This window comes from Dactylosporangium vinaceum, from assembly GCF_019904175.1.
Lineage (GTDB): Bacteria > Actinomycetota > Actinomycetes > Mycobacteriales > Micromonosporaceae > Dactylosporangium > Dactylosporangium vinaceum.
Map to the genome: position 1 here is coordinate 5027569 of NZ_CP061913.1, position 24184 is coordinate 5051752.

Below are 24184 nucleotides of genomic sequence, written 5' to 3' on the forward strand. Positions count from 1 at the left end.
CGTCGCGCTGTGCGGGCCGTGGTGTGCGGGTCGTGCTGCCGGGTCAGGCTCCAGGGTGTAGGGCTGTGGTCAGGCGGTCCAGGATCTGCGTCAGGACCGCGGGGCTCGTCGCGAAGTTGAGGCGGGCGAACCCGCTGGTGTCGATCGGGGTACCCAGCGAAAACTCCGCGCCCTCGCTCAGCTTGACGCGGGCCGTCGCCTCCAGCCACCGCGCCGGCTCCGGGTGCTCGATGCCGCCCAGCCAGGCCAGGTAGGTCGCCTCGGGCTCGCGGTACACGAGCGGCATCTCGGAAGCCCACGCCGTGACTGCCGCACGGTTGGCGGTGAGGGTTGCCCGCAGGGCGTCCAGCCACCCGGCACTGTCGCGCCACGCGGCGACGGTGGCGAGGCGGCCCAGTGTGCTGGGGGTGCCGAAGATGTCGGGTGGCATCGCGTCCAGCCGGGCGCGCAGTGCGGGCGGGCCCACGTGGGCGACGGCGCAGCGCAGGCCGGCCAGGTTGAACGCCTTCGTGGCCGAGGTCGCGGTGACCGTGCGGCGGGCCGCCGCGTCGGACAGCGACGCGAACGGCGTGTGCCGGTGCGGCGCGTAGACCAGGTCGGCGTGGATCTCGTCGGCCAGCACCGGCAGGTCGTGGCGCTCGGCCAGCTCCAGCAGCGACTCCAGCTCGTCGCGGCGGAACGCGCGCCCGGACGGGTTCTGCGGGTTGACCACGACCATGAGCCGCGCGCCGTCCAGCGGGGACTGGCCGAGCGGGACGATCCGGCGGCCGCTGCGGGTGATGGCGGCCAGGAACGGCGGGTAGGCGGGCACGTGGATCGCCACGCCGTCGCCGGGGCGGGTGGTCTGCTCGATCACGACCTGGAGGATCTGCAGGACGTCGGTAAAGACGCGGGTGTGGCCGCCGCTCGGGGTCCAGCCGTGCCGGTCGGCCATCCAGGCCTCGAACGCGGCCGGCAGCGGGTCGCCGCCGGGCCAGTGCGGGTAGCCGAAGTCCTCCCGGTCGACGGCGTCGAGCAGCGCGTGGCGGATCGCGGGGGCGACGCCGAGGTCCATGTCGGCCACCCAGGCGCCGATCGTGTCCGGCGCGACGGAGCCCCACTTGACGCCGGTACCGCGCCGCAGCCGGTCGGTGTCCACCGTGGACTGCGGCCGCAGCAGGTCGCGCAGGATCTCCATCTGGCCGTGGTGCTGGGCCAGCTCCTCGTACACGTGCAGCAGCGCCGCCCCCTGGGTCGCGATCCCGGCCGGGCCGAGGAAGCGCGGGTCCGGTGAGCCGGCAAGCGGTGCGCCGAAGTCCGCCTGGCGGGCGTCGGCCGCGAGCCGTTCCCGCGCCGCGGCGACCCGCGCGAGCAGCGGCCCGACCGGCCCCGAGCTGGTGAACTCGGCGTCCCGGTCGCGCACGACGGCCCGCCCGGCCACCAGCGCGCCGGCCCAGTAGTCCACGACGCCCAGGCAGTGGGTCAGCAGCGCGTACGGCGAGCTGGCCCCCTGCACCGGCGGCCGGACGTTCGCCAGCTCGTCGCCGAGCCCGTCCACGATCCCGGCCATCCCGGACAGCGCCCGCCCGGTCGCGTCCAGGTACTCCTCGACAGTGATCACCGAGACCTCCTCCTCCGGCGCTCGTCCACCGGCATCTCCTGGCTTCGTCACCGGCTTGACCGGTGACGCAGGTGAGCTTGCGCCGGACCCGCGTCACCTGTCAAGCTGGTGACGTGACGTTCGTGTTCGTCAGCGGGGACCTGGCCCTGGACTTCGCCGCGACCCTGAAGTGGCGCCGCGGGCCGGACCCGGAGGAGCTGCTGGCCACCGGGGCCGACGCCGCCCGCTGGGCCGTCGAGGCGGGTGTGCTGTCGCGCCCGCCCCGGGTGGGGGAGGAGGAGCTGCGCGCCCTGCTCGTCCTGCGTGAGGCCGTCTACAGCGCCCTGCACCCGGCCGCGGCCGCCCCGCGCCCGGCCGACATCCGCGTCCTGAACCGGGCCGCCGCCCAGCCAGGTCCCCGCCCGGCCCTGACCGCGCTCGGCGTGCGCCGCAGCGGCGACGCCACCGCCCTCGGGGCCGCGGTGGCCGTGGCCGCGATCGCCCTGCTGGAAAGCCGCCCCCCGATCCGCGAGTGCGCGGGCGAGGCGTGCACCCGCCTGTTCGTCGACCGCTCCCGCGCCGGCAACCGCACCTGGTGCGGCATGGAGGAGTGCGGCAACCGCGTCAAGGCCGCCTCCTACCGGGCCCGCCGCGCCCGGGAGTAGGCGCGGGCGTCGGCGGCGGCTCGCCCCGGGACTGCAGTGGCTGCCCGCGGCCCGCGGTGACCCGCTCGCGGCCGCTCGACGGCGACATTCTCGACATCCGTTTCGACGATTTCGGCTACGACTCCACTGCGTTGATGGAGACCGCCGGCCGCATGTGTACCGGCTACGCCGTCGTGACCGAGGACCACCAGATCACGACGGTGGAAAACGCCGCGGCGGCTCCCCGACGTGGTGAGCCGATCGGCCGGGTCGGACAATTGACAATGCGACTCGTGATTGACGAATGCTTATTGCTTCGCCGCCGCGCCGATCGAGTTCCGGACCGGTCCGACGCGCTGAACTGAGGCGATGCGCAGATAGCACGGTTTCCGGCGGGTCAAGCGCTGCGCGACAATTGCACATATCTTTTTATGCTGCGTACCAATATGCGGGCCTCGACTATCATCCGCGGTGAGTTGTTTCGGACGACTATCGGCCGCGTGCAGGGAGTCAATGTGGATACCGGCTTTGCGATCCGGACCGCGGGCTTGAAGAAAGCCTTCGGTGCGACGAAGGCGGTGCACGGAATCGATCTCACCGTCCCGGCCGGGACGGTGTACGGCCTCCTCGGCCCGAACGGCGCCGGCAAGACCACGACGATCAGGATGCTGGCCACGCTGCTGCGCCCCGACGCCGGCACCGCCGAGGTGTTCGGGCACGACGTGGTCCGGGCGGCCGCGACGGTCCGCGGGCTGATCAGCCTGACCGGCCAGTTCGCCTCCGTCGACGGCGCGCTGACCGGTCGGCAGAACCTCGTGCTGCTCGGCCGGCTCGTCGGCTACTCCCGAGCCGCGGCCCGGCAGCGGGCGGCCGACCTGCTCGCCGCGTTCGACCTCGGCGACGCGGGCGACCGGCTGGCGAAGACCTACTCCGGCGGCATGCAGCGCCGCCTCGACATCGCGGCAAGCGTCCTGAGCGCGCCGCGGCTCATCTTCCTCGACGAGCCGACCGCCGGGCTCGACCCCCGCAGCCGCAACCAGGTCTGGGACACGGTGCGGGCGGTGGTGGCCGGGGGGACCACGGTCCTGCTCACGACGCAGTACCTGGAAGAGGCCGACCAGCTCGCCGACCGGATCGCGGTCATCGACAACGGGGCGGTCATCGCGGAGGGCACGCCGGGCGAGCTGAAAGCCTCGGTCGGCAGCGGTGCCGTGCACGTCCGCCTCCTGGACCCGGCCCAGCGCCCGACCGCGGAGCAGGTGCTGACCCGGGTGCTCGGGGCGCCGGTGCACCCCGGCTCGGACCCGGCCCGGCTGGCGGTCAGCGCCTCCGACCCCGGCCGGGCCGGCGCGGCGCTCACCGCGCTGAGCGCCGCCGGTGTCGGCGTGGCCGACTTCTCGCTCGGCCGGCCCAGCCTCGACGAGGTGTTCCTGACCCTGACCGACCGCCCGGCCGGCGTCGCGGCCGGTGCTGAGGAGAACGCAGCCTAATGTCTGAGTCAAGAGGCGAGAGCAAAGTTTGCTTGGTAGGGCTGCCGGGTGCGCAGGATGGCGTGCAGGACGTTGATGCGTCGGCGGGCCAGGGCGATGAGGGCTTGGTGGTGCCGCTTTCCTTCGGCTCGTTTGCGGTCGTAGAAGGCGCGGCTGGCCGGGTCTCGTTGCAGGGCGCAGAACGCCGATTGGTAGAAGATGCGTTTGAGGGTTTTGTCGCCGGCGTTGGCGCGGCGCAGGTAGTGCATCTTGCCGGATTGTTGCAGCACGGGGGCGAGTCCGGCTGCGGAGGCGAGCTGGTTGCCGCTGGCGAATCGGCTGATGCCGCCTGCCACGGCGAGGAACTCGGCGGTCAGGGTGGCCCCCATCCCGGGCAGGGACTGGACGAGGGCCGCGTCAGGGTGGCGGGTGAGCGCCTCGGCGAGCCGGGCGTCGATCGCGGCGAGTTTGTCGCGGCCGGCGAGCACCTCGCGGGCGAGGTCACGCACGATGTCGGCAGCGACTGCCTCGCCGGGCACCGTGAGGTGCTGCCCGGTTGCGGCGGTCAGGGCTTTGTCGGCCAAGGCCGTGATGACGGCGGTGTTGTGCCGGCCGGTGGTGCGCAGGTAGGTGATGATCCGGTTGCGGCCGGCGCGGCGGATTTCGGCCGGGGTGACATAGCGGGCCAGCAGTGCGGCATCGGCTTTGTTGGTCGGGTCGAGCACGCGTTCGAGGCCGGGATGGATCGAGGCGAGCAGGTCCCGCAGCCGTGCGATGCGGCGGGTCTGATCGACCACGAGCTCCCGGCGGCGTCCGGCCAGCAGCCGCAGTTCGGCATCGGCGTCGGTGTCGGTGGTGACCGGGCGCAGTTCCTCGCGGCGCAGCCGGATCTGATCGGCGATCACCTTGGCATCGCGCGGATCCGACTTGTGCTCGCCACCGCGGGTGGCCCGCCGGGCCCGGTTGACTGCCAGCCCGGATACGTGGACCAGGTCCAAGCCGGCGTCGCTGAGCATGACCTGCAACAGCCCGGCGATCCCGCCGAGTACGTCGATCGCGACCGTCGCCGGGCCGTGATCGCCCTCGGCCGCGTGGATCTGGTCGATCAACTCATGGATCGCCGCCGGTTCGTTGGCTACCTTGCAGCTGGCCAGCAGTTTCCCGGTCTCGGTGTGCACGATGGCGGCCCAGTGCAGTTCCTTGGCCACATCGACTCCGACCGCGACAGCCATCTGACTCCCTTCTCCCATGGCCTGTCACCGCGCGCTCTTGCCGCCGTCAACGCCCTACACAGCGATGGATCGCAGAGCCCAATCAGCAGTCAGCAAGAGCAGACGAGGCAGGCGGCCATGCGTCCTGAACCATCGACGGCAGCCAGCATGAAAGCCATACCTGCCTCGCCCGCGTCAACCCAGATCAATATCAAACCTGGGCTCGCTATGAAAGGTAGGGCCGCATGAGTACCGCACCCGGGACGACCGCGCCTGCCCCCGCCGTGCCGTTCGGCGCGGTGCTGCTGGCCCCCGAGCGGCCGAAGCCGCCCAACGCCCTGTCGGCGACGCTGACGCTGGCCTGGCGGACCGCGATCAAGGTCCGCAACGAGCTCATCGAGCAGCTCTTCGACATCCTGATGATGCCCGTCGTGTTCCTGCTGATCTTCAACTACCTGTTCGGCGGGGCGTTCGCCGGCTCGACCGCCGACTACCTGCAGGTGTTCCTGCCCGGTGTCCTGGTCATGGCGGCCGTGATGCAGACGATGTCGACCGGCTACGCGATAAGCGTCGACATCGCCAAGGGCATCTTCGACCGCTTCCGCAGCATGCCGTTCTGGCAGCCGGCCAGCATCGTCGGCACCATGGTCACGAACCTCGGGCGCTACCTGCTGACGCTCGTCCTGACCGCCGGGCTCGGCCTCGCGCTGGGCTTCCGGCCCGACGCCGGACCCGTCGGCCTGGTGCTGGCGATGCTGCTGATCCTCGCGTTCGCGTTCGCCTTCGCGTGGATCTTCACCGCGGTCAGCCTGGTCGTGCGCAGCCCCGACTCGATCCAGGCCCAGAGCATGCTGCTGATGGCCGTCGTCTTCTGCAGCAACATCTTCGTGGAGTCGAGCACCATGCCCGCCTGGCTCCGGGCGATCGTCGACGTCAACCCGATCAGCCACCTGTCCACCGCGGTGCGCGGCCTGGTGCACGGGCACGCGACCGCCGGGCAGCTGGGCCTGGTCTTCGGGTGGACAGGCGTCCTGCTGGCGATCTTCGGCCCGCTCACGATGGTGCTGTACCGCAAGCGCAAGAACGGCTGACCGGCCGGATCGCGCCGCTCGTGGCCGACATCCGTGTGGTGCCGCTGCGACGACCGGCCCGCGATGGACGCGCTCGTTGCCCTCGCCGGAGAAGGCGACCGCGGCGGGGGTGCCGCCGAGGACCGAGGCCGCAATGCCCTTATGGACGCGGCGGACCGGCGGTGATCCGGGTCCGGGCGGCGTCCAGGTCACCGCGCCAGTAGCCCAGGGCCTCGATCCACCAGGTGGCCCCGGCCTCGGCGTACGGGATCAGTCGCGACGCGTCCGCGGGCCCGTCGGTGAACCCTTCGAGGGCGACATCCCGGCCCGGGACGTAGGACGCGGCGCCGGCGAAGTCTTCGAGCGGTACCGGCGCGATCCGCTGGTCCTCGAAGATCGGCATGGCACCGTCGAACCGGGCCGCGCGCTTCAGGCCCACGGTGCGCGGCCACTTCGCGGCGCACCAGATCGGGATCGGCGGCGCCGACCACTCGCGCCACAGCTCCTGCAGCCGGGCGAGGCGCTCGTCCATGGCCCGGCCGCGGACGCGCAGGTCGGGGTCGAGGCCGAAGTCGGAGTACTCCCGGTCGATCGACCCGAGCGTGGCGACAAGCGTGAGCCGGCGACCGGACAGCGCGTCGATGCCCGCGGTGTCCAGCGCCACCTCCTGCACCTGCCGCCGCGGCACGGCGACGGTCAAAATGATCTGGAGTCGAGAGGTCGCAGCGGCGATCGCGGCCGCGGCGACGGTCGGGCTCGCGACCGGCCACGTATCGTCGTGATACAGCAGGTGGTCCCACAGGTGCACGCCGTCCCAGCCGTACTCCTCAGCGGCGACGGCCAGGTCGAGCAGCGCCCGCACATCGCCGAACGGCCCGACGGTCGGCAGCCCGACCGCAAACCTCACAACGTCACACCGGTCAACTCGGCACACGCCCGCAGCAGCCCGTCCTGAAACTCCACGTCGTGCGCCGCCGGGTTGGGCGTCAGCTCGGTCTTGCGCTTGAAGTACTTCCCGGTCACGAGCGCATCGCCGTCCGCCGTCGCCAGCCAGACCTGCGTCTCGGCCCCTTCGGGCAGGTCATCAGTCGCGTTCGGCCCACCGAGCTTGGTGCGAATCCACCCGGGATCGACCGCGTTGCTGTACACCTCGGGCCAGCGCCGGGCCACCGCAAACGCCAGTGCCACATCGTGCAGCTTGGAGTCGCTGTAGCACTGCATTCCGTTCCAAACCCTGCTCTTGTACTGCAGGTCCGCAAGATTCGCCACGCCGACCGACTCGAGCCCGGACGTCAGATAGACCAGCCGCTGCGGCCGCGGCATGAGCGCGGTCAGGATGTACGGCGCGAGCACATTGACCTGAAACGTCCGCTCGATCCCGTCCTTCGTCTCCGCCCGCTCGGCCTGCCCACCGATCCCAGCATTGTGCACGACCACGTCGAACGCCCCGGCCGACCGCCCCATGGCCCGGACCTGCTCCAGGTCACCGAAGTCAGCCACGAGCACTTCAGGCCGCCCCTGAATCTGTTGTCCCCGCTCCTCACTGCGCGCATGGAACACCACATCGTGCCCAAGCTGCTGCAGCTCCTGAGCCGTCTTCAGCCCAATACCGTCCGTAGACCCAGTGACCAAAATGCGCATAGTAACCACATCCTAGCCACGCCACCCCCCACCCGCCCGCTCCCCACCCACGCACAAACGCGCACCCGTACACCTGCACGCGAACTCCGCGCAAAACACGCACCGAGACGCGCACCCCGCGGAAAGCGCGCACCGAGACGCGCACCCCGCGGAAACGCGCACCGAGACGCGCACTCCGCGGAAAGCGCGCACCGAGACGCGCACTCCGCGGAAAGCGCGCACCGAGACGCGCACCCCGCGGAAAACGCGCACCGAGACGCGCACTCCGCGGAAAGCGCGCACCGAGACGCGCACTCCGCGGAAAGCGCGCACCGAGACGCGCACTCCGCGGAAAGCGCGCACCGAGGCACGCACTCCGCGGAAAGCGCGCACCGAGACGCGCACCCCGCGCAAACGCGCACCGCGCTCGCCGCCCGGCCTGCAGATGACGGCGCCAATCCGCACGAGCCTGCGCCGCCAACCCGCACAGACATGCACGAACGCCCACCGTCCAACTTGCACGAACCTTCGCGAAATGCCCGAACGTGCGTCGTCCGACCCGCACGAACTCACGTCATCGTGCACAAGCGCGCATTGTCCGGCCTGCGCGAGTGCACAGCGAGTGCTGTCCGGCCTGCACGAGCGCCCACAGGTGCGCGTTGTTGGACCTGCTGCGCGACTGCACGAGCGCGTGCTGTCCGGCCTGCGCGAGTGCACAAGCGGGCGCATTTCGACATGCGTGGACGTGGACGAGCGCGCTGCTCGGTGTGCGTGGGCGTGCTGCGCGGTCTGTGCGGGCGTGGATGGCGTGCTGTTTCGGTGTGCTTGGGTGTGGTGGACGGAGTGTGCGTCGTGGGTGGGGTGGCGGCACGGTAGCGTCCGGGCATGCACGAACGCGCGGGGCGGACACTGGAGCGGTTGGCGGAGTTCTATGCGGCGCCGAGCGGGCCGGTGCCCGGGGATCCGGTGGCTCGCGCCCTGGAGCTGTTTCACGAGGTGGCGGCGACCGTGCCGGCGTACCGGGCGTTTCTGGCTGAGCATGGTGTCGATCCGGCGGACGTGCGCACGGCGGAGCAGTTTGCCGGGCTGCCGCTGGTTACCAAGGAGTCGTACCTGCGGAGGTATCCGCTGCCGGAGCGGTGTCGCGGTGGGCGGCTCGATGTGAATGACACCGTGGCTGTCTCGTCCGGGTCGTCGGGGCAGCCGACCATCTGGCCCCGGTCGGTCGTCGATGAGCTCGCGGTCGCTCGGCGGTTCGAGGATGCGCTTGTCAACATGTGCGGTGACGGTGCGAGCAGCGAGGTGCGGCCCACGCTGGTCGTGGTGTGCTTCGCGCTCGGCAGCTGGGTCGGCGGCATGTACACCGCTGACGCGTGCCGGCATCTCGCGGCCAAGGGGTACCCGGTGACCGTGGCGACGCCGGGTAACAGTGTGGACGAGATCCTGCGGGTGGTCGGCGAGCTCGGGCCGCGGTACGAGCGGACTGTCCTGGCCGGGTATCCGCCGTTCGTCAAGAACGTCGTCGACGAGGGTGTGCGCCGTGGCGTCGGGTGGGCGGCGCTGGGCGTGCGGCTGCTGCTGGCCGGCGAGGTGTTCAGTGAGTCGTGGCGGGACCTGATCGGGCGGCGGGCCGGGATGGCGGACGCGGACCGGGCTTCGGTGTCGTTGTACGGCACGGCCGACGCCGGGGTGCTCGGCAACGAGACCCCGCTGAGTGTGCGGGTGCGCCGGTTCGTGGCCGGGCGGCCCGAGGCGGCGCGGGAACTGTTCGGCGACGCGCGGCTGCCGACGCTCGTGCAGTACGACCCGATGACGCGGTTCTTCGAAACGCACGACGGGACACTGCTGTTCACCGGCGACGGCGGCGTGCCGCTGATCCGCTATCACATCGCGGACGAGGGCGGCCTGCTGTCGCACGCGGACGTCATGGCGTTCTGCCGCGCGCACGGCTTCGACCCCGGCGAAAGCGACGGCGACGAGCGTCCGTTTGTGTTCGTTTTCGGGCGCTCACTGTTCACGGTGTCGTTTTTCGGGGCGAACGTGTACCCGGAAAACGTCACGGTCGCGCTCGAGCATCCGGACATCGCCGACGACGTGACCGGGAAGTTCGTCATGCAGGTGCGCACGGAGGCGGACGAGGAGCGGCGCCTGGCCGTCGTCGTGGAGCGCGCCCCGGACCGGCCGGCACCGGACACCACTGCCGTCGCGGCGGCGATCCGCGCCGCGCTCCTGAGACTGAACAGCGAGTTCGCCAACTACGTGCCGCCGGCGTACCAGACCCCGGTCGTCGAGGTCCGCGAGCCCGGCGACCCCGACTGGTTCCCGCCCGGCGTCAAGCACCGCTACAGCCGGGCCTGACGCACGCGGGGCCGGTGGAGCGTCGCGGCAATGTTCACTTGTGCACGCGGGCCGGGGTCGAGCGCCGCGACACTGCCCCCGGACCCGCGGAGGTTGTGGTCGAGCGCCGCGCACAGGTTGCGACAGAGCGATGCGAACGTAGGTTGCGGTCGAGCGTCACGCGCACAGGTTGCGACAGAGCGACGCCAACGTAGGTTGCGGTCGAGCGTCACGCGCGCAGGTTGCGACAGGGCCCCGCGCGCGCAGGTTGCGAACAGGGCGCCATGCACGCACGTTGCGAACAGGGCGCCGCACGCGGGTTGCGAACAGAGCGTCACGTGTGCAGTTGCGAACAGAGCGTCACGCACGCACGTTGCGAACAGGGCGCCGCGCGCGGGTTGCGAACAGGGCGCCGCGCGCGGGTTGCGAACAGAGCGTCACGTGTGCAGTTGCGAACAGAGCGTCACGCACGCACGTTGCGAACAGGGCGCCGCGCGCGGGTTGCGAACAGAGCGACGCGCGCAGGTTGTGGTCGGGCGCGGCGTAGTCGGTTCTAGTGCGCGCGGGTCGCGGTCACCGGTGGGTAGGTGGTCGGGCCGAAGGAGACGTTGTCGCTCGGGTTGAGGACGAGTTCGTCGCCGTTGATGCGGCCGCGGTACGTGCGGATGAACGGTCCGTCCACATAGGCCACCTTCAGCGTGAAGTCCGTGCCTGACCAGGCGCCCGTGGCGGCGGTGCGGCCGTTGCGGACCCAGGTGTCGTGGGCGTACGGGTGGTCGTGGGTGCCCGTGGCATCCTCGATGACGATGCGGCCGGGGGTGAACGTGAGGGCTCGGATCGTCGGGACCTGCTCGTGGCTCGGGCGCCAGTCGTGCGGGTTGAGACGGCGGGGCTGGGCCACCTCGAACCGGGCCTCCACTGTGGATGGTGCGCCGGGGACGGTGCGCAGCGCCAGTGGCGGTACCGTCGCAGGCTCCAGGTCGTCCAGAAGGTGCTCCCAGACCAGGTTGAGCACCGTCTGCATGTCGTTCGTGCCCGCGGTCATGGCCAGGACGGCGTCCTGCTCGGGTAGCACGACGCAGAACTGGCCGAACGCGCCGTCGCCGCGGAAGGCGCCGTGGCGGCAGCGCCAGAACTGGAAGCCGTATCCCTGCTGCCAGTCGATGACCTCGGGCCGGTCGTCGTTGTGGTTGTCGACCTGCTTGCGGGTGGCCTCGTGGGCCCAGCCGGGCGGGAGGATGCCGTCGGGGTCGCGCAGGTACACCTGACCGAATTTTGCGATGTCGCGGACGGTCGCGGACATGCCCCAGCCGGCCACATCGCGGCCCAGGGGGCAGCGCTCCCACTCGATCGGGCCGATGCCGATCGGGTCGAGCAGGCGCGGGCGCAGGTAGTCGGTCAGCCGCTGGCCGGTGAGGCGCTGCACGATGGCGCCGACGGCGTAGGTGGCGGCGGTGTTGTACAGGAAATACGTCCCCGGCTCGCGCTCGATCGGGACGGCCAGGAACGCGTCGAGCCAGTCGGTCTTCGCGGTGGCGAGGTTCGTGGGGTCCTCGACGTGGCCGGTCGTCATCGTCAGCAGGTGCCGGATGAGCAGGCGCGGGTCGCCGCGGCCGTCGCAGTGCTTGGCCACCGGGTCGTCGAGGTCGAGCAGGCCCTCGGCGATCGCGAAGCCGGCGGCGGTGCTGGTGAAGCTCTTGCTGAGCGAGAACAGCCGGTGCGGCTGGTCCAGTTCGTACGGGTGCCAGGCGGCCTCGGCCACGACCTCCCCGTGCTTGCGGAACACCAGGCTGTGCAGCGCGTCGACCTGCTCCTGGACGGCATCGATGAAAGACCCCACGCTCATCCGCGCAGCCTATCGCGCCGGTTTTCCCTCGAAGGGCTCACAAATCCGAAATTTCGGACACAACGGCGTTGCCGGTTCCGTAGCGTCGGTCAGGACGTCTACTGGAGGGAGACGAGCGGTGACTCGCACGAACGGGGTGGCGCTGCTGCTCCTCGGTACGCTGGCCCTCACCGGCTGCTCCGCCCACGCCAACGCCGAGACCACGGTCCGCCTCACCGGCCTGGCCCGCCTGGCCGCGGTCTCCGGGTCGGGCGCGCCGGTCATGGTGGCCCCGCGCGCCGGCGCCACCACCGACGATCTGCGGGCGGCGCTGCTGAGCGACGCCGACATCCCCGGCGGTGGCTTCACGCCGGTCGCCGTCGCGACGAGCCACAACGGCAAGGTGAGCATCGGCGGCGGCAGCTTCCCGGGCTGCCCGGCGCTCGAACCGATGACGACCGACCAGACGGTGTCGGCCGCCGTCACCTACGCCAAGGGCGCGATGGGCCCGTACCTGACCGACGCCGTCGTGCGCTTCCCGGCCGGTCAGGCCACCGAGGCTCTGAAGGCGCTGCGCAGCACCACGACCGACTGCAAGAGCTTCGAGCAGCAGCTGGCCGGCATCACCGTGAGGTTCACGCTCGCCGCGACGAGCCTCCCGGCCGGCCTGGGCGACGAGGCGGTGGGCCTGCGCATGACCGGCACCACGGACATCGGCGTCTCGGTGACCGCCGACATCGTGGCCGCCCGCCGCGGCGACTACGTGCTCTGGCTCAACGACACCGCCATCGGCACCGACTCGGCCGGCCTCGCGGCGAGCCTCGCCCCGGCCGCCGCGAAGCGCTGCACCGCGTCGCTGCCCGGCTGCTGAGCCGGCCACGCTCACCGGAACAGGCTGACCAGGGCCCGCATGAGGTGCCCGTCGTGGCGCTCGTCCACCCACACCACGGTTTCCAATGGTCTTCCGGCGTCACTGGTTTCGCGGGTGTACTGCACCACGTCGGCCGCCGCCGCGACGTCCGTGACGGCGAGGGCACCGTCCGCGCGCACCTTGTAGGCGGTGTCCTCGGCGTCGCGCACGGCCACGCGCCCGTCGTCGCCGAGCCGCGCGGCGACCGCGATGCGCCACCGGCCCTTCGTGACGAGCATCGTGTCGCTGTACACGGCAACGTGCACGTTCCCGCGCACGAGGGCCCGCGCCACCGACTCCCCGTAGCGCAGCCCGAGCACCTTGCGCTCCCGCCCCGGGGCGGCGACCGACTCGACCCGCTGCCGCTGCTCCGGCGTGAGCCCACCGAGCACCTCGGCGAGCGCACCGTCGGACAGCCCCGCCACCACGGGCGCGAGCCGCTCCGCCGGCACCAGCGGCAGGAGCGTCGCCGCCTGCTGGGGTGGGACGCCCCGGATGACCGCGGACAGGCAGTCGGGCTCGAGCGCCTGTAGCAGCCCGCGCCGCGCCTCGGGCCGCAGCGCCGGCACGATCCGCACGAGGTCGGCGGGCTTGAGCGCGGCGGCCACGATCGGCAGCCGGTCGGCCGGCATGGCCTGCAGCAGCCCGGCCGCGGAACTGGCCGGTGAGCTGCGCAGCATGGTGACGAGCTGGGCGACGGGCATCATCCCACCGGGCAACATGAGCCTTGATAACACCGGCCCGACCGCCCGCGCATGGTCCGCACGGCCGACCTTGCGCGCCGACCAGTCGAACCGTTCGGACCCGTACGTCCACCGCTCGTCGGGTGGCCGGGAGCGCGGCCGGCTCTCAAGATGCCCGGAGCGGTTGTGAGCAGACCGGGCAACGGGCGGTAACAAGCGGGCGATGCGCAGGCAACACCCGGTGGTGAGCATGGGGACAGTACCGCCGACGAAGGGACCTCCGCCGTGCGCAGCACTCCGCGCTTCCTGCAAGGTGTCTACAGCTTCGAGGGCAAGGGCCTCGACGCGCCCGGGCTGCTCGACGCGGCGCTCGCCTATGTCGTGCCGGACGGGGTGACGGCGCAGACGGTGTATCTGCGGGCCGGGAACTCTGCGCCGGAGCTGGTGTGTCTCGTGCTGGTGCGCGACGGGCAGCCCATGCGGTACTTCCCGATCGGGGCCAAGGGTGACACGCACGTGGCCCTGCGGGTCGTCGAGGATCTGGAGCCGGGCACGGCGATCGAGCTGCACGCGGCCGCGCCGGTCGGGGTCGAGGTCACCGTGGTGGTCGACCTGGGGCTGGTGGAGGTCGAATGACGAAGCAGCGGCTGGTGGTCATCGGCAACGGGATGGCCGGTGCGCGGACGGTCGAGGAGATCCTGCGGCGCGGCGGGGGTGCGCTGTTCGACATCACGATGTTCGGGGCCGAACCGTACGGGAACTACAACCGCATCCTGCTGTCCAATGTGCTCAGTGGCGCCGAGGAGGAGGCGGGAATCTTCCTCAACGACATGGCGTGGTACCGCGACAACGGCATCGAGCTGCGAGCGGGCGCCCGGGTCCGGCGCATCGACCGGTTCGGCAAGGTCGTGTACGCGCAGGACGGGACCGAGCGGGCCTACGACAAGCTGATCGTGGCGACCGGCAGCCGCGCCCACGTGCCCGACATCCCGGGGATCCGCTCGCCCAACCGCGGGTACCACCAGGGCGTCTTCACCTTCCGCACGCTCGACGACACCCGGGCCATGATCCGGTATGCGCGCGAGCACGAACGCGCGGTCGTCATCGGTGGCGGGCTGCTCGGCCTGGAGGCGGCCCGCGGGCTGCAGGCGCACCTCGCGCACGTGACGCTCGTGCACTCCGGCGGGCACCTCATGCACGCGCAGCTCGACGCGCAGGGCGGCGCGATCCTGCGGCGCAGCATCGAGGCGCTCGGCATCCACACCATCACCGGGGCGCGGACGACGGAGATCCTCGGGCGTGACGCGGTCGCCGGGGTGCGGCTGCGCGACGGGCGTGACCTGCCGTGCGACGTCGTCGTCGTGGCCGCGGGCATCCGGCCGGACGCGGAGCTGGCCGCGGCGAGCGGGCTCGTGGTCGAGCGCGGGATCGTCGTCGACGACCGGATGCGGGCGCTCGACGAGCCCGACATCTACGCCGTCGGCGAGTGCGTGCAGCACCGCGGGGAGACGTACGGGCTCGTCGCGCCGCTGTGGGAGCAGGCCCGGGTGCTCGCCGACCAGATCACCGGGGCCGACCCGGGCGCCGAGTATCACGGGACCCGGACCGCGACCAAGCTCAAGGTGGCCGGCGTCGACGTGGCCTCGATGGGGCTGCGCGAGGGCGAGCGGGACGACGACGAGACGCTGGTGTTCGCCGAGCCGCGGCGCGGGGTGTACAAGAGCGTCGTCATCCGCGACGGGCGGCTGGTCGGCGCCACGCTCGTCGGTGACGTGCGGCGGGTGGCGTTGCTGACCCAGGCGTTCCACGAGGGCTCGCCGCTGCCGCCGGAGCGGGCCGAGCTGCTGTTCGACCTCGGCGCGCCCGACGACGCGCAGGCGATCGCCGAGCTCGACGACGATGCACAGGTGTGCAACTGCAACGGCGTCACGAAGCGACAGCTGGTGGATGCCGGTGCGCGCAGTGTGCACGCGGCGATGGAGGCGACGCGGGCCGGGAAGGGCTGCGGCTCGTGCAAATCGCTCATCGCGCAGATCGTCGAGTGGGCGGCGGGCGGCGCGGTGGCCGAGGACCCGGCGGCCTCGTACTACGTGCCGGGCGTACCCATGGACAAGGCGTCGTTGATGCTGGCGATTCGTGAGCGGTCGCTGCGGTCGGTGTCGGCGGTGTTCGCGGCGCTCGCACCGGGCGGGGCCGAGGACGCGCGCAGCAAGATGGGGCTCGCGTCGCTGCTGCGCATGATGTGGGGCGCGGAGTACGTCGATGAGCGGGATGCGCGTTTCATCAACGACCGCGTGCACGCGAACATTCAGCGCGACGGCACGTTCTCGGTCGTGCCGCAGATGAAGGGCGGCGTGACAACGCCCGCGCAGCTGCGGCGGATCGCCGAGGTCGCCGAGAAGTACGACGTGCCGATGGTCAAGCTGACCGGCGGGCAGCGCATCGACCTGCTCGGCGTGCGCAAGGAGGACCTGCCGGCGATGTGGGAGGACCTCGGGATGCCGTCGGGCTTCGCGTACGGCAAGAGCTTCCGGACCGTGAAGACCTGCGTCGGGGCCGAGTTCTGCCGCTTCGGCCTGGGCGACTCCACGGCGCTCGGGATCGCGATCGAGGAGCGGTACCAGGGGATCGAAGGGCCGGGCAAGCTGAAGCTGGCCGTCACCGGCTGCCCCCGCAACTGCGCGGAGGCGTACGTGAAGGACCTCGGCGTGGTGGCCATCGAAGGCGGCCGCTGGGAGATCTACGTCGGCGGCGCGGCCGGCGCCCATGTGCGCAAGGGCGACCTGCTCGCGACCGTGTCCACGGCGGACGAGGTCATCACGCTCACCGGCCGGTTCATCCAGTACTACCGGGAGAGCGCCAACTGGCTCGAGCGCACCTACGCCTGGGTGCCGCGGCTCGGCATCGACCACATCCGCGCCGTCGTCGTCGACGACGCCATGGGCTTGTCGGCGCGGCTGGACGAGGCGATCGCCGCGTCGGTTGCCGCATACCGCGATCCGTGGCTGGAGCGCCGGGAAGCCGTGACGCCCGGGCAGTTCCGCCGCGCGCTGCCGTTGACGGTGAACCGATGATCCGCCTCGCCGACATTCCGGTGGGGGAGGGCCGCGCCTACGAGATCGACGGTGAGCTCGTGGCGGTGTTCCATCTCCGCGACGGTACCGTCAAAGCCGTCTCCGGCATCTGCCCGCACGCGGGAGGGCCGTTGGCGGACGGGCTCGTCGACCTGCGCCAGGTCGTCTGCCCGCTGCATCAGCACACGTTCGACCTGGCCACCGGCTGCTCGACGTCGGGCCAGGCCGACCTGACGGTGTACTCCTCCACAGTGGACGAGGAGGGGAACGTCAGCGTCAGGTCGACGACGACGTCACGATCAGCGTGACTACGAACAGGAACAGCGCGAGCGGAATGCCCAGCCCGATGATCGCCATCGGCCGCTGGAGGAGCGGCTTGCCCGGGTCCATCGGCTGCCGGCTGCCACCGTAGGGCGACGGCTGCGGCGCGGGCAGGCTCGCCACCTTGTCCCGCTTCACGACGTTGATGAGCACGGTGATCGGCGTGATGATGAAGGAGGCGTAGCCCCACCAGCCCTGCACGAGCGTCTTCGCCGTCATCGAGCGGAACGTGGACAGGCCGCAGTCGCGGCAGAACGGGCCGTCGAGCGACAGGAACCGCATCAGCACGATCATGCCCTGATGCCCGCGAAACTTGACGCTCGCCGCAGGGACGCTGCCGCAGAACCGGCACTGCACGAGCGGCGCACCCTGGGGCTGCGGCGCCTGGTACGGCTGCTGCCCCTGGTACGACTGCGGCGCCTGGTACGGCTGCTGCCCCGGATAGGACGGCTGGACCTGATGCGCCGGCGGGGCGGGGTAGCCCTGCGGCGCCGGCTGGGGCGGCTGGGGCGGATAGGGCTGCTGCGTCGGGTACTGCGGTTGGCTCATCGGACACCTCTTGCACTCCGGGGACGCTGCATCGTACTGCCGAGCGGGTCGGCCGCGTTGCCCCTATCGCAGGAACTTCAGGATCGCCTCGGCGGTCTCCGCGGGGTACTGCGCGTGCGGGTAGTGCCCGGCGCCGTCGATGACCACGAGCTGCCCGAGGCCGGCCGGCAGCGCGGCGACGACTGCCTCGCCCTCGGCCCGCGGCGACACCCAGTCCGGGTCCAGGGAGCCCTCGACGACGAGCACGGGGCAGCGGACGTTGGCCAGCTGCGCGCCCGCGTCCTTCGGTGCCGACCGGCCCATTTTCTGCATGGCGTGCATGCGGCCCGGCTCGCGCATCATCGCGTCGACGCGGGCGAGGTCGGCGGCCCAGTCCGCGGGCCGGCGGCCGGGGTAGGCGAGCTCGAGGTACTGCGTCCACAGCCCGACGCTCCCGAATACTCCGGCGCCGAGCAGCCGGAGCGCACCCCTGCGGTAGGCGGCGTGGCCGAAGTCGCCGAGCGTGATCGACGCGGCCCGGGTGAACGGCGCCAGTTCGACGATCGACGTGAACAGGTGCGGGGCCTCGGCGGCGGCGATGGTGGCCGCGCCGCCGGCGATGGAGTGGCCGACAAGCACCGCCGGCGCCCCGAGGTGCTCGGTCAGCGCGATCAGGTCACCGGCGATGTCGGTGCGCGAGTAGGACGGCCAGCCGACGCTCGACTCGCCGCACCCGCGCAGGTCCAGCCGCGCCACGCGGTAGCCGGCCCGGACCAGCTCGGGCGCGAGGAACCGGTACGCCTCGCGGCTGTTGCCCATGCCGTGGGCGAGCACGATGAGCGGCCCTTCGCCGCTGACCTCGTAGGCGAGGGTTCCACCGTCGACGGTGAGGTACTCGGTCATGACAACCTCCGGTTGGCTAATGGCGTTAGCTTTAAGCTAATGGCATTAGCCAAATCCTGTCAAGCGTCGAGTGGGGCTGGCCACACCGGCACCGTGGGCTCAGCCGGATACCGCCGCCGCATCCCCGCTCATAGCGTTCTGACCATGGAAAACAACGAGATGCGCATCGACCGGCAGTTCGGCACGGTCGTTCGCGAAGGCGCCTGGCTCGTCCCGTCGCAGATCGAGGTCCGCCTGGCCGCCGCCAACGCCCGGCTCGACTTCACCGAGGCCGTCCCCGGCGCCGACACCGTCGAGCTGGCGGTGGACCTGGGTCTGGGCAGCGAGCTGACGTTGGTGGTGCCGCCGGGAGTGAAGGTCGTCGCCGATGACCTGGACGCCCGCCAGGGCGACTACGAGGTCCGCACCAAGCCCGACCCGAGCACTCCGGCCCGGCTCACGGTGCGCGTCACCGGCCGCCTGCACGCCGGGGGAGACCTCGTGGTCCGGGCCCCGAAGCGCAGCCTCGACCAGTGGCTGCGCCCCGGCCGCGCCACCTGAACCCGGGCCGGCCCGCCGCCCGGCGGTCAGCTTCGGGCCACGGTCAGCTCGATGACCCGCGGCGGCTCGTCGGAGCGGGGCTGCGGTCCCGGTCTCGGGCGGCGCCGGACCAGGCCCGCGAGCAGCGCCCCGACCGTGGCCGCGACGAACAGGTGCAGGGTCTCGGCGTCCGGGTCGTGATACGGCACCGGGACCGGCACGACCACCCTGCGGGTCGGGGTGCCCGGGCCTTCGGGCGGCGGCGGCGACGCGGCGGCCGGTCCGGCGGCGATGATGGTGCACATGACGGCGGCGGTGAACGTGGTGGCCGCCGCGGCGGCGACGGATGCGGTACGGCAGATGATGCTCGGCATGCCCTCCAGGCTCCCGGCCCTCCGCGCGCCGGGCATCGGCAGCGGACCCCCGACTTTCCGGCCCGGCACTCCCGGATTGCCGCCCGAGCCGCCGGTATTGCCGGGCCGGGGCCGCGGCGGTGCCGGGGATGTCGGGGTCCGGCAAGGTGCCGGTGCGGGACCTCCGCCGGGCGCAATACCGTGAACATATGCCCGAGTTGATCCGCCCGGCCGTGCGCCTGCACGCGGCGTTCCTGGACTGCCGTGACGAGTGGGGCCCCGGCCCGCACGAGGACGGCTTCGGCCTGCACCCCGGCGACGACGTGGACTCGCCCGAGGGGTTCGCCGCCTGGGTGCACGAGCGTGTCCGGCTGGAGCACCCCGCGGGGACGCCGTGCCCGCCGGAGCGGCACGCCTCGGCCCGGTGGATCGTCCAGGACGGGCGGGTGCTCGGCGGGATCGCCCTGCGGCATTGGTTCGACGACCGGCTCGGGGACATCGGCTACGGGGTGCGGCCGTCGGCGCGGGGGCGGGGCCTGGCCGGATGGGCGCTCGGGTTGATGCTCGGGGAGGCGCGGGCGGTGCTCGGCCGGCCGCGGGTGCTGGTGCTCTGCGCGGAGGACAACATCGCCTCGGCGCGCACGATCGAGGGCTGCGGCGGTGTGCTCGACGGCGTCCGCGGGCCGGTGCGGCGCTACTGGGTGCCGACGGACGGCCGGCCCTGAACCGGGGCCGGCCGTCCGCGCCGGGTCACATGCTGCGCAGTTCGCGGTCACGCCACGCGGCGGACCAGGAGGTGCGGCTGTTCGTGCGCAGCAGCGACCCCTCGTAGATGCGCGCTCCGGCCAGCAGCGCACCGAGCGCGGCCGCGGCCAGGATCACCAGGGCCAGGAACGGCTCCCAGGCGGCGGCCGAGCCGTCGAAGAGGCGGACCGGCATGGCGGTCGGGGCCGAGAACGGGACGTAGGACAGGATGCGCATCGCTGTCGGGTTGTCGCCGAGGAAGATGACCGCGAAGAACGGCAGCATGACGAGCAGCTGCACCGGCATGCCGGCGTTGGCCACGTCCTCGAGGCGGTTGACGAGCGCGCCGACCGCGGCCCACAACGCGGCGAGCATGATGAAGCCGAGCACGAAGAACGGGATGAACCAGGCCATCGCCGGGCCGAGCAGCGGCAGCAGCGTGCCGGCGTCGTCGCTGAACTGGGCGCCGGCCACGGTGACGACGGCGACCAGGGCTATCTGGGCCAGGGCGAGGACACCGCCCGCGACGACCTTGCCGATGAGCAGGGCGCGGACCGGTACCGCGGCCACCAGAATCTCGACCATGCGGGTCTGTTTCTCTTCCACGACGCTCTGGGCGATCTGGATGCCGAACGTGAGCGAGGTGAAGAAGAAGACGAGCGCGAACATGAACGGCACGAGGAACGCCGCCAGCTCGTTCACGGCGTCGGGGTCCAGGAGCCGCACCTCGGGTGCCACGGACAGCGCGCGCACGATGTCGCCCGGCGCATCCTTCATGGCCAGCACCTCGGGCTGACCGGACTTGTCGACGACCGCGGCGTCCGCGTCACCGTCCCGCACGACCTTCTCGGGATCGGCGACCACCTTCACCTCGAGGCCCGCGTCGCGCAGCTTGCTCTCGTACGGCGAGGACTGCGCCACCGCGACCGACGACGGCCCGCCCGCCAGCAGCGCCGGCAGGATCGAGGAGCCGAACGCGAACAGCAGGAAGAACAGCGTGCTGAACACGAACGTCTTGTCCCGCAGCTTCACCTTGAGCTCGCGCGCGGCGACCAGGCGCACCGCTTCGACCAGGTTCATCGGGTCACCTCTCGGAAGATCTCGGCCAGCGACGGGACGACGGGGCCGAACGCGCGCACCGGGCCGCGGGCCAGCGCTTCACGCAGGACCACCTGATCGTCGGCGGCTCCGGCCAGGTCGAAGACGGCCCGGTCGCCGTCCAGGTCGATCACGGTGACGCCGGGATGATCGCGCAGCCACCCCGTGTCACCGTCGACGCGCAGCTCATAGCGGGGCTCGGCGTAACGGCTGCGCAGCTCGTCGCGCGTGCCGGTGGCCCGGATCTGCCCGGCCGCGATGATGACGAGGTCGTCGCACAGGCGCTCGACGACGTCCAGTTGGTGGCTGGAGAACAACACCGGGACGCCCGCTGACGTGCGTTCGCGCAGCACGCTCACGACGGTGTCCACGGCGAGCGGGTCGAGGCCGGAGAACGGCTCGTCGAGCACGAGCAGCACCGGCTCGTGCACGAGTGCGGCGGCGATCTGCGCGCGCTGCTGGTTGCCCAGCGACAGCTGCTGCAGCGGCTCCTCCGCCCGTTCGCTCAGCCCGAGCCGTTCGAGCAGGTCCGCGGCGTTGCGCTTCGCGCGTTCGTGCGTGAGCGCGTGCAGCCGGCCGAGGTAGATGAGCTGTTCGCGCACGCTCATCTTCGGGTACAGGCCGCGCTCCTCGGGCATGTAGCCGATCTGCCGCCGCTGCTCCTTGCTCAGCGGCGAGCCCTGCCAGGTGACGGTGCCCGAGTCGGCGGCCAGCACCCCGAGGATGATTCTCATCGTCGTGGTCTTGCCGGCGCCGTTCGCGCCGACGAAACCCGTCATCCGGCCGGACCCGACGTCGAAGGTGATATCGGAGAGCACCTGCCGGTCGCCGAAGCGCCGGTTGACCCCCTCGATCCGCAGTGCGTCGCTCATGCGATTCACGGTAGGCGGCGCGCGGCGGGAAAGAATCCGGCTGGCGATCTACCCCCGGGTCCGTCGCGCGACGGACCCCGTCGATGCCGGGTCAGCGCTGCGGACCCGGCACGACCACCCCGTGTTCGTAGGCGAACACCACGGCCGCCGTCCGATCGCGCAGTTCGAGCTTCGTCAGCACCCGGCTGACGTGCGTCTTCACCGTCGCCTCGCCCAGGTGCAGCCGGCCCGCGATCTCGGCGTTCGTCGCCCCGCCGGCCAGCTCGACGAGCACCTCGCGCTCCCGCGGCGTCAACTCGGCCAGCCGCGCGTCACCGTGCGCCGCCGGCCGCCGCCCGGGCCGCGCGAACGCCGCGATCACCCGCCGGGTCAGCTCAGGCGCCAGCAGCGCGTCGCCGCGCGCGACGATGCGCACCGCGTCGATCAGGGCCTCCGGCGTGCCGTTCTTCAGCAGGAACCCGCTGGCCCCGGCCTCGAGCGCGGCGAACAGGTAGTCGTCGCGGTCGAACGTCGTGAGCATCAGCACCGCCGGTGCCGGCCCGGCCGCGGTGATCTCCCGGGTCGCCGCGAGCCCGTCGAGCCCCGGCATCTCGACGTCCATGAGCAGGACATCGGCGGGGGTACCGCGGGCAAGGTCGACCGCCTGCCGCCCGTCCGCGGCCTCGCCGACCACGGTCAGGTCGTCCTCCGTCTCGAGGATGACCCGAAACCCCGTGCGGACGAGCTGGTGGTCGTCCGCGAGCAGCACCCGAATCATGCTCCGGACCTTAGTACGCTCCAGTCAGTACGCTGCATGACCATGGGTGCGATGGTGTTCACGGGTGGCCCGATCTGGACCGGCGGCCCGTCGTCCGGCTCCGGGCCGGCCGCGCTGGGGGTCGACGGTGGCCGGATCGTGGCTGTGGGTGACCGGGCCGACGTGCAGGCCGCGCTGGCGAAACCGTACGAGCTCGTCGACCTGGCCGGCCGGGCCCTGATCCCCGGCCTGCACGACGCCCACGTCCACCCGGTCCAGGGCGCCCTCGAACGGCTCCGCTGCGACCTGTCGCACCTGAACGACCGGGCCGCCTACCGGGCCGCCGTCGCCGCCTACGCCGAGGCCCACCCGGACCGCACCTGGATCACCGGCGGCGGCTGGTCGATGTCGGCGTTTCCCGGCGGCCTCCCGCACCGCACGGACCTCGACACCGTCGCGCCGGGCCGCCCGGTGTTCCTGCCCAACCGCGACCACCACTCGGCCTGGGTCAGCACGGCCGCCCTGGCCGCGGCCGGCATCGACGCGCGGACCCCGGACCCGCGCAGCGGCCGCATCGAGCGCGACCCCGACGGCTCTCCCTCGGGTGTCCTGCACGAGGCCGCAATGGACCTCGTGACACCCCTGCTGCCGGAGGACACCGAGACCGACTACGACCAGGCCCTGCTGGAGGCGCAGCGCTACCTGTTCTCGCTCGGCGTCACCGGCTGGCAGGACGCCATCGTCGGCTCCTACGCCGGCTCCCGCGACCAGTACGACACCTACCGGCGCGCGGCCGCGTCGGGCCGGCTGCGGGCCCGGGTCGCCGGCGCGCTGTGGTGGGACCGTTCCCAGGGCCTGGAGCAGCTGGCCTTCATGGCCGAGCGCCGGGCGGCGGCCGGCGGCCGGTTCCGCACCCCGATCGTGAAGATCATGCAGGACGGCGTCGCCGAGAACTTCACCGCGTCGATGCTGGAGCCGTACGTCGGCCACGACTTCTGCGGCACGTCCAATGTGGACCCGCAGCGCCTGCGGTCCTATGTGGCCGCCCTGGACGCGGCCGGCTTCTCCGTGCACTTCCACGCGATCGGCGACCGGGCGGTCCGCGAGTGCCTGGACGCCGTGGAGGCCGGCGGCAACACGCAGCGCCACCATATCGCCCACCTGCACGTCGTCAACCCGGCCGACGTGCCCCGGTTCGCGGCGCTCGACGTGACAGCGAACATCCAGTCGCTGTGGGCCACCCACCACGAGCAGAACGACACCCTGTGCGTGCCGTTCTTCGGCCCGGACCGGGTCGCGCACCAGTACCCGTTCGGCGCCATCCACCGCGCGGGCGGGCGCCTGGCCGCGGGCAGCGACTGGCCGGTCTCGACCCCCGACCCGTGGCCCGCGATCCACGTGGCCGTGCACCGCACGGAGCCCCCGGACTCCGCCGAGTCGGCCTGGCCCGCGTCCCAGACCCCGATGCTGCCGGAGCAGGCGCTGACCCTGGAGCAGGCGCTGTGCGCGTACACGGCCGGTTCGGCGTACGTGTCCCACCTCGACCGGGAGGTGGGAGCGCTCACGGCCGGCCGGGCCGCGGACCTGGTCGTCCTGGACCGCGACCCGTTCACGCCCGGCGCCGAGCTGCACACGGTCAAGGCCGACCTGGTCTTCGTGGACGGCACACTGGTCCACGAGCGCTGACG

General features: G+C 72.0%; 24 protein-coding genes. 12 read left to right on the forward strand and 12 right to left on the reverse strand.

Translation table 11 applies throughout. The annotated features are described in order from the left end of the window. Positions 1–43: 43 nt before the first annotated feature. Positions 44–1600, reverse strand: a complete 1557-nt coding sequence (locus Dvina_RS22460) for an aminotransferase class I/II-fold pyridoxal phosphate-dependent enzyme (protein ID WP_246656374.1) — start codon at positions 1598–1600, stop codon at positions 44–46. Between the two features lie 113 nt (positions 1601–1713). Here Dvina_RS22460 and Dvina_RS22465 point away from each other — a divergent pair, with 113 nt between their 5' ends. From Dvina_RS22465 to Dvina_RS22475, 3 genes are all read left to right on the forward strand, one after another. Further along, the gene (locus Dvina_RS22465) at positions 1714–2244 is read left to right on the forward strand and encodes a CGNR zinc finger domain-containing protein (protein ID WP_223104429.1); all 531 of its coding nucleotides are present in this window, start codon (positions 1714–1716) and stop codon (positions 2242–2244) included. Between the two features lie 56 nt (positions 2245–2300). Continuing rightward, a complete protein-coding gene (locus Dvina_RS22470; RefSeq protein ID WP_223104430.1) occupies positions 2301–2588 on the forward strand; it encodes a hypothetical protein in 288 nt (95 codons plus the stop codon). Positions 2589–2801: 213 nt separating this feature from the next. Then, on the forward strand, positions 2802–3713 hold the full coding sequence (locus Dvina_RS22475; protein WP_425516569.1) for an ATP-binding cassette domain-containing protein: 912 nt from the start codon (positions 2802–2804) through the stop codon (positions 3711–3713). Positions 3714–3721: 8 nt separating this feature from the next. Here the strand turns inward: Dvina_RS22475 and Dvina_RS22480 are convergent, their stop codons facing one another. Next, the gene (locus tag Dvina_RS22480) at positions 3722–4924 is read right to left on the reverse strand and encodes an IS110 family RNA-guided transposase (protein WP_223092370.1); all 1203 of its coding nucleotides are present in this window, start codon (positions 4922–4924) and stop codon (positions 3722–3724) included. Positions 4925–5148: 224 nt separating this feature from the next. On the opposite strand from Dvina_RS22480, the gene Dvina_RS22485 reads away from it, so the two are divergent. After that, complete coding sequence (locus Dvina_RS22485; protein ID WP_223104432.1) at positions 5149–5994, forward strand: ABC transporter permease; 846 nt, start codon at positions 5149–5151, stop codon at positions 5992–5994. Positions 5995–6133: 139 nt separating this feature from the next. Here the strand turns inward: Dvina_RS22485 and Dvina_RS22490 are convergent, their stop codons facing one another. Both Dvina_RS22490 and Dvina_RS22495 read right to left on the reverse strand, forming a co-directional pair. After that, the gene (locus Dvina_RS22490; RefSeq protein WP_223104433.1) at positions 6134–6880 is read right to left on the reverse strand and encodes an LLM class flavin-dependent oxidoreductase; all 747 of its coding nucleotides are present in this window, start codon (positions 6878–6880) and stop codon (positions 6134–6136) included. After that, positions 6877–7614 (reverse strand): SDR family NAD(P)-dependent oxidoreductase, encoded by a 738-nt coding sequence (locus tag Dvina_RS22495; RefSeq protein ID WP_223104434.1) that lies wholly within the window; start codon positions 7612–7614, stop codon positions 6877–6879. Before Dvina_RS22495 ends, Dvina_RS22490 begins: the two co-directional genes overlap by 4 nt. A gap of 864 nt (positions 7615–8478) precedes the next feature. On the opposite strand from Dvina_RS22495, the gene Dvina_RS22500 reads away from it, so the two are divergent. After that, positions 8479–9951, forward strand: coding sequence for a phenylacetate--CoA ligase family protein (locus Dvina_RS22500; protein ID WP_223104435.1), 1473 nt, complete (start codon positions 8479–8481; stop codon positions 9949–9951). 532 nt (positions 9952–10483) lie between these two features. On the opposite strand, the gene Dvina_RS22505 is transcribed toward Dvina_RS22500, so the two are convergent. Then, positions 10484–11776 (reverse strand): serine hydrolase domain-containing protein, encoded by a 1293-nt coding sequence (locus tag Dvina_RS22505; RefSeq protein WP_223104436.1) that lies wholly within the window; start codon positions 11774–11776, stop codon positions 10484–10486. 118 nt (positions 11777–11894) lie between these two features. Between Dvina_RS22505 and Dvina_RS22510 the strand changes: the two genes are divergently transcribed. Then, complete coding sequence (locus tag Dvina_RS22510; RefSeq protein WP_223104437.1) at positions 11895–12626, forward strand: hypothetical protein; 732 nt, start codon at positions 11895–11897, stop codon at positions 12624–12626. 11 nt (positions 12627–12637) lie between these two features. Here the strand turns inward: Dvina_RS22510 and Dvina_RS22515 are convergent, their stop codons facing one another. After that, the gene (locus Dvina_RS22515) at positions 12638–13387 is read right to left on the reverse strand and encodes a magnesium transporter MgtE N-terminal domain-containing protein (protein WP_223104438.1); all 750 of its coding nucleotides are present in this window, start codon (positions 13385–13387) and stop codon (positions 12638–12640) included. 246 nt (positions 13388–13633) lie between these two features. Here Dvina_RS22515 and Dvina_RS22520 point away from each other — a divergent pair, with 246 nt between their 5' ends. Genes Dvina_RS22520 through Dvina_RS22530 form a run of 3 tightly spaced genes read left to right on the forward strand, consistent with a single transcriptional unit; the run spans position 13634 to position 16730 of the window. After that, positions 13634–13984, forward strand: coding sequence for a molybdopterin oxidoreductase (locus Dvina_RS22520; protein WP_223104439.1), 351 nt, complete (start codon positions 13634–13636; stop codon positions 13982–13984). Further along, positions 13981–16422 (forward strand): nitrite reductase large subunit NirB, encoded by a 2442-nt coding sequence (gene nirB, locus Dvina_RS22525; RefSeq protein ID WP_223104440.1) that lies wholly within the window; start codon positions 13981–13983, stop codon positions 16420–16422. The genes Dvina_RS22520 and nirB overlap by 4 nt, the downstream gene beginning before the upstream one ends. Next, positions 16419–16730: a Rieske (2Fe-2S) protein gene (locus Dvina_RS22530; RefSeq protein ID WP_223104441.1), complete on the forward strand. Its 312-nt coding sequence runs from the start codon at positions 16419–16421 to the stop codon at positions 16728–16730. The genes nirB and Dvina_RS22530 overlap by 4 nt, the downstream gene beginning before the upstream one ends. On the opposite strand, the gene Dvina_RS22535 is transcribed toward Dvina_RS22530, so the two are convergent. Next, positions 16699–17292 (reverse strand): hypothetical protein, encoded by a 594-nt coding sequence (locus Dvina_RS22535; protein ID WP_223104442.1) that lies wholly within the window; start codon positions 17290–17292, stop codon positions 16699–16701. The genes Dvina_RS22530 and Dvina_RS22535 overlap by 32 nt on opposite strands. A 63-nt stretch (positions 17293–17355) precedes the next feature. Next, on the reverse strand, positions 17356–18174 hold the full coding sequence (locus tag Dvina_RS22540) for an alpha/beta fold hydrolase (protein WP_223104443.1): 819 nt from the start codon (positions 18172–18174) through the stop codon (positions 17356–17358). 144 nt (positions 18175–18318) lie between these two features. Here Dvina_RS22540 and Dvina_RS22545 point away from each other — a divergent pair, with 144 nt between their 5' ends. Next, positions 18319–18714: a hypothetical protein gene (locus tag Dvina_RS22545; protein ID WP_223104444.1), complete on the forward strand. Its 396-nt coding sequence runs from the start codon at positions 18319–18321 to the stop codon at positions 18712–18714. Positions 18715–18740: 26 nt separating this feature from the next. Here the strand turns inward: Dvina_RS22545 and Dvina_RS22550 are convergent, their stop codons facing one another. Beyond that, the gene (locus Dvina_RS22550) at positions 18741–19067 is read right to left on the reverse strand and encodes a hypothetical protein (RefSeq protein WP_223104445.1); all 327 of its coding nucleotides are present in this window, start codon (positions 19065–19067) and stop codon (positions 18741–18743) included. A 188-nt stretch (positions 19068–19255) separates the two neighbouring features. Here Dvina_RS22550 and Dvina_RS22555 point away from each other — a divergent pair, with 188 nt between their 5' ends. After that, complete coding sequence (locus Dvina_RS22555) at positions 19256–19771, forward strand: GNAT family N-acetyltransferase (RefSeq protein WP_223104446.1); 516 nt, start codon at positions 19256–19258, stop codon at positions 19769–19771. A 25-nt stretch (positions 19772–19796) separates the two neighbouring features. Here the strand turns inward: Dvina_RS22555 and Dvina_RS22560 are convergent, their stop codons facing one another. The 3 genes from Dvina_RS22560 to Dvina_RS22570 form a co-directional block, all read right to left on the reverse strand. Then, positions 19797–20870 (reverse strand): ABC transporter permease, encoded by a 1074-nt coding sequence (locus tag Dvina_RS22560; protein ID WP_223104447.1) that lies wholly within the window; start codon positions 20868–20870, stop codon positions 19797–19799. Beyond that, on the reverse strand, positions 20867–21760 hold the full coding sequence (locus tag Dvina_RS22565) for an ABC transporter ATP-binding protein (protein ID WP_223104448.1): 894 nt from the start codon (positions 21758–21760) through the stop codon (positions 20867–20869). The genes Dvina_RS22560 and Dvina_RS22565 overlap by 4 nt, the downstream gene beginning before the upstream one ends. A 91-nt stretch (positions 21761–21851) precedes the next feature. Continuing rightward, the gene (locus tag Dvina_RS22570; RefSeq protein ID WP_223104449.1) at positions 21852–22517 is read right to left on the reverse strand and encodes a response regulator; all 666 of its coding nucleotides are present in this window, start codon (positions 22515–22517) and stop codon (positions 21852–21854) included. Between the two features lie 42 nt (positions 22518–22559). On the opposite strand from Dvina_RS22570, the gene Dvina_RS22575 reads away from it, so the two are divergent. Further along, on the forward strand, positions 22560–24182 hold the full coding sequence (locus Dvina_RS22575; RefSeq protein WP_246656376.1) for an amidohydrolase: 1623 nt from the start codon (positions 22560–22562) through the stop codon (positions 24180–24182). The last annotated feature ends 2 nt before the right edge of the window (positions 24183–24184 follow it).

Coding starts and splice junctions, on each gene's coding strand:
- Dvina_RS22550 (WP_223104445.1), bottom strand. CDS start 19,067: ATGCCGAGCATCATCTGCCGTACCGCATCCGTCGCCGCCGCGGCGGCC.
- Dvina_RS22570 (WP_223104449.1), bottom strand. CDS start 22,517: ATGATTCGGGTGCTGCTCGCGGACGACCACCAGCTCGTCCGCACGGGG.
- Dvina_RS22555 (WP_223104446.1), top strand. CDS start 19,256: ATGCCCGAGTTGATCCGCCCGGCCGTGCGCCTGCACGCGGCGTTCCTG.
- Dvina_RS22495 (WP_223104434.1), bottom strand. CDS start 7,614: ATGCGCATTTTGGTCACTGGGTCTACGGACGGTATTGGGCTGAAGACG.
- nirB (WP_223104440.1), top strand. CDS start 13,981: ATGACGAAGCAGCGGCTGGTGGTCATCGGCAACGGGATGGCCGGTGCG.
- Dvina_RS22535 (WP_223104442.1), bottom strand. CDS start 17,292: ATGAGCCAACCGCAGTACCCGACGCAGCAGCCCTATCCGCCCCAGCCG.
- Dvina_RS22560 (WP_223104447.1), bottom strand. CDS start 20,870: ATGAACCTGGTCGAAGCGGTGCGCCTGGTCGCCGCGCGCGAGCTCAAG.
- Dvina_RS22500 (WP_223104435.1), top strand. CDS start 8,479: ATGCACGAACGCGCGGGGCGGACACTGGAGCGGTTGGCGGAGTTCTAT.
- Dvina_RS22485 (WP_223104432.1), top strand. CDS start 5,149: ATGAGTACCGCACCCGGGACGACCGCGCCTGCCCCCGCCGTGCCGTTC.
- Dvina_RS22530 (WP_223104441.1), top strand. CDS start 16,419: ATGATCCGCCTCGCCGACATTCCGGTGGGGGAGGGCCGCGCCTACGAG.
- Dvina_RS22480 (WP_223092370.1), bottom strand. CDS start 4,924: ATGGCTGTCGCGGTCGGAGTCGATGTGGCCAAGGAACTGCACTGGGCC.
- Dvina_RS22540 (WP_223104443.1), bottom strand. CDS start 18,174: ATGACCGAGTACCTCACCGTCGACGGTGGAACCCTCGCCTACGAGGTC.
- Dvina_RS22505 (WP_223104436.1), bottom strand. CDS start 11,776: ATGAGCGTGGGGTCTTTCATCGATGCCGTCCAGGAGCAGGTCGACGCG.
- Dvina_RS22515 (WP_223104438.1), bottom strand. CDS start 13,387: ATGTTGCCCGGTGGGATGATGCCCGTCGCCCAGCTCGTCACCATGCTG.
- Dvina_RS22565 (WP_223104448.1), bottom strand. CDS start 21,760: ATGAGCGACGCACTGCGGATCGAGGGGGTCAACCGGCGCTTCGGCGAC.
- Dvina_RS22545 (WP_223104444.1), top strand. CDS start 18,319: ATGGAAAACAACGAGATGCGCATCGACCGGCAGTTCGGCACGGTCGTT.
- Dvina_RS22575 (WP_246656376.1), top strand. CDS start 22,560: ATGGGTGCGATGGTGTTCACGGGTGGCCCGATCTGGACCGGCGGCCCG.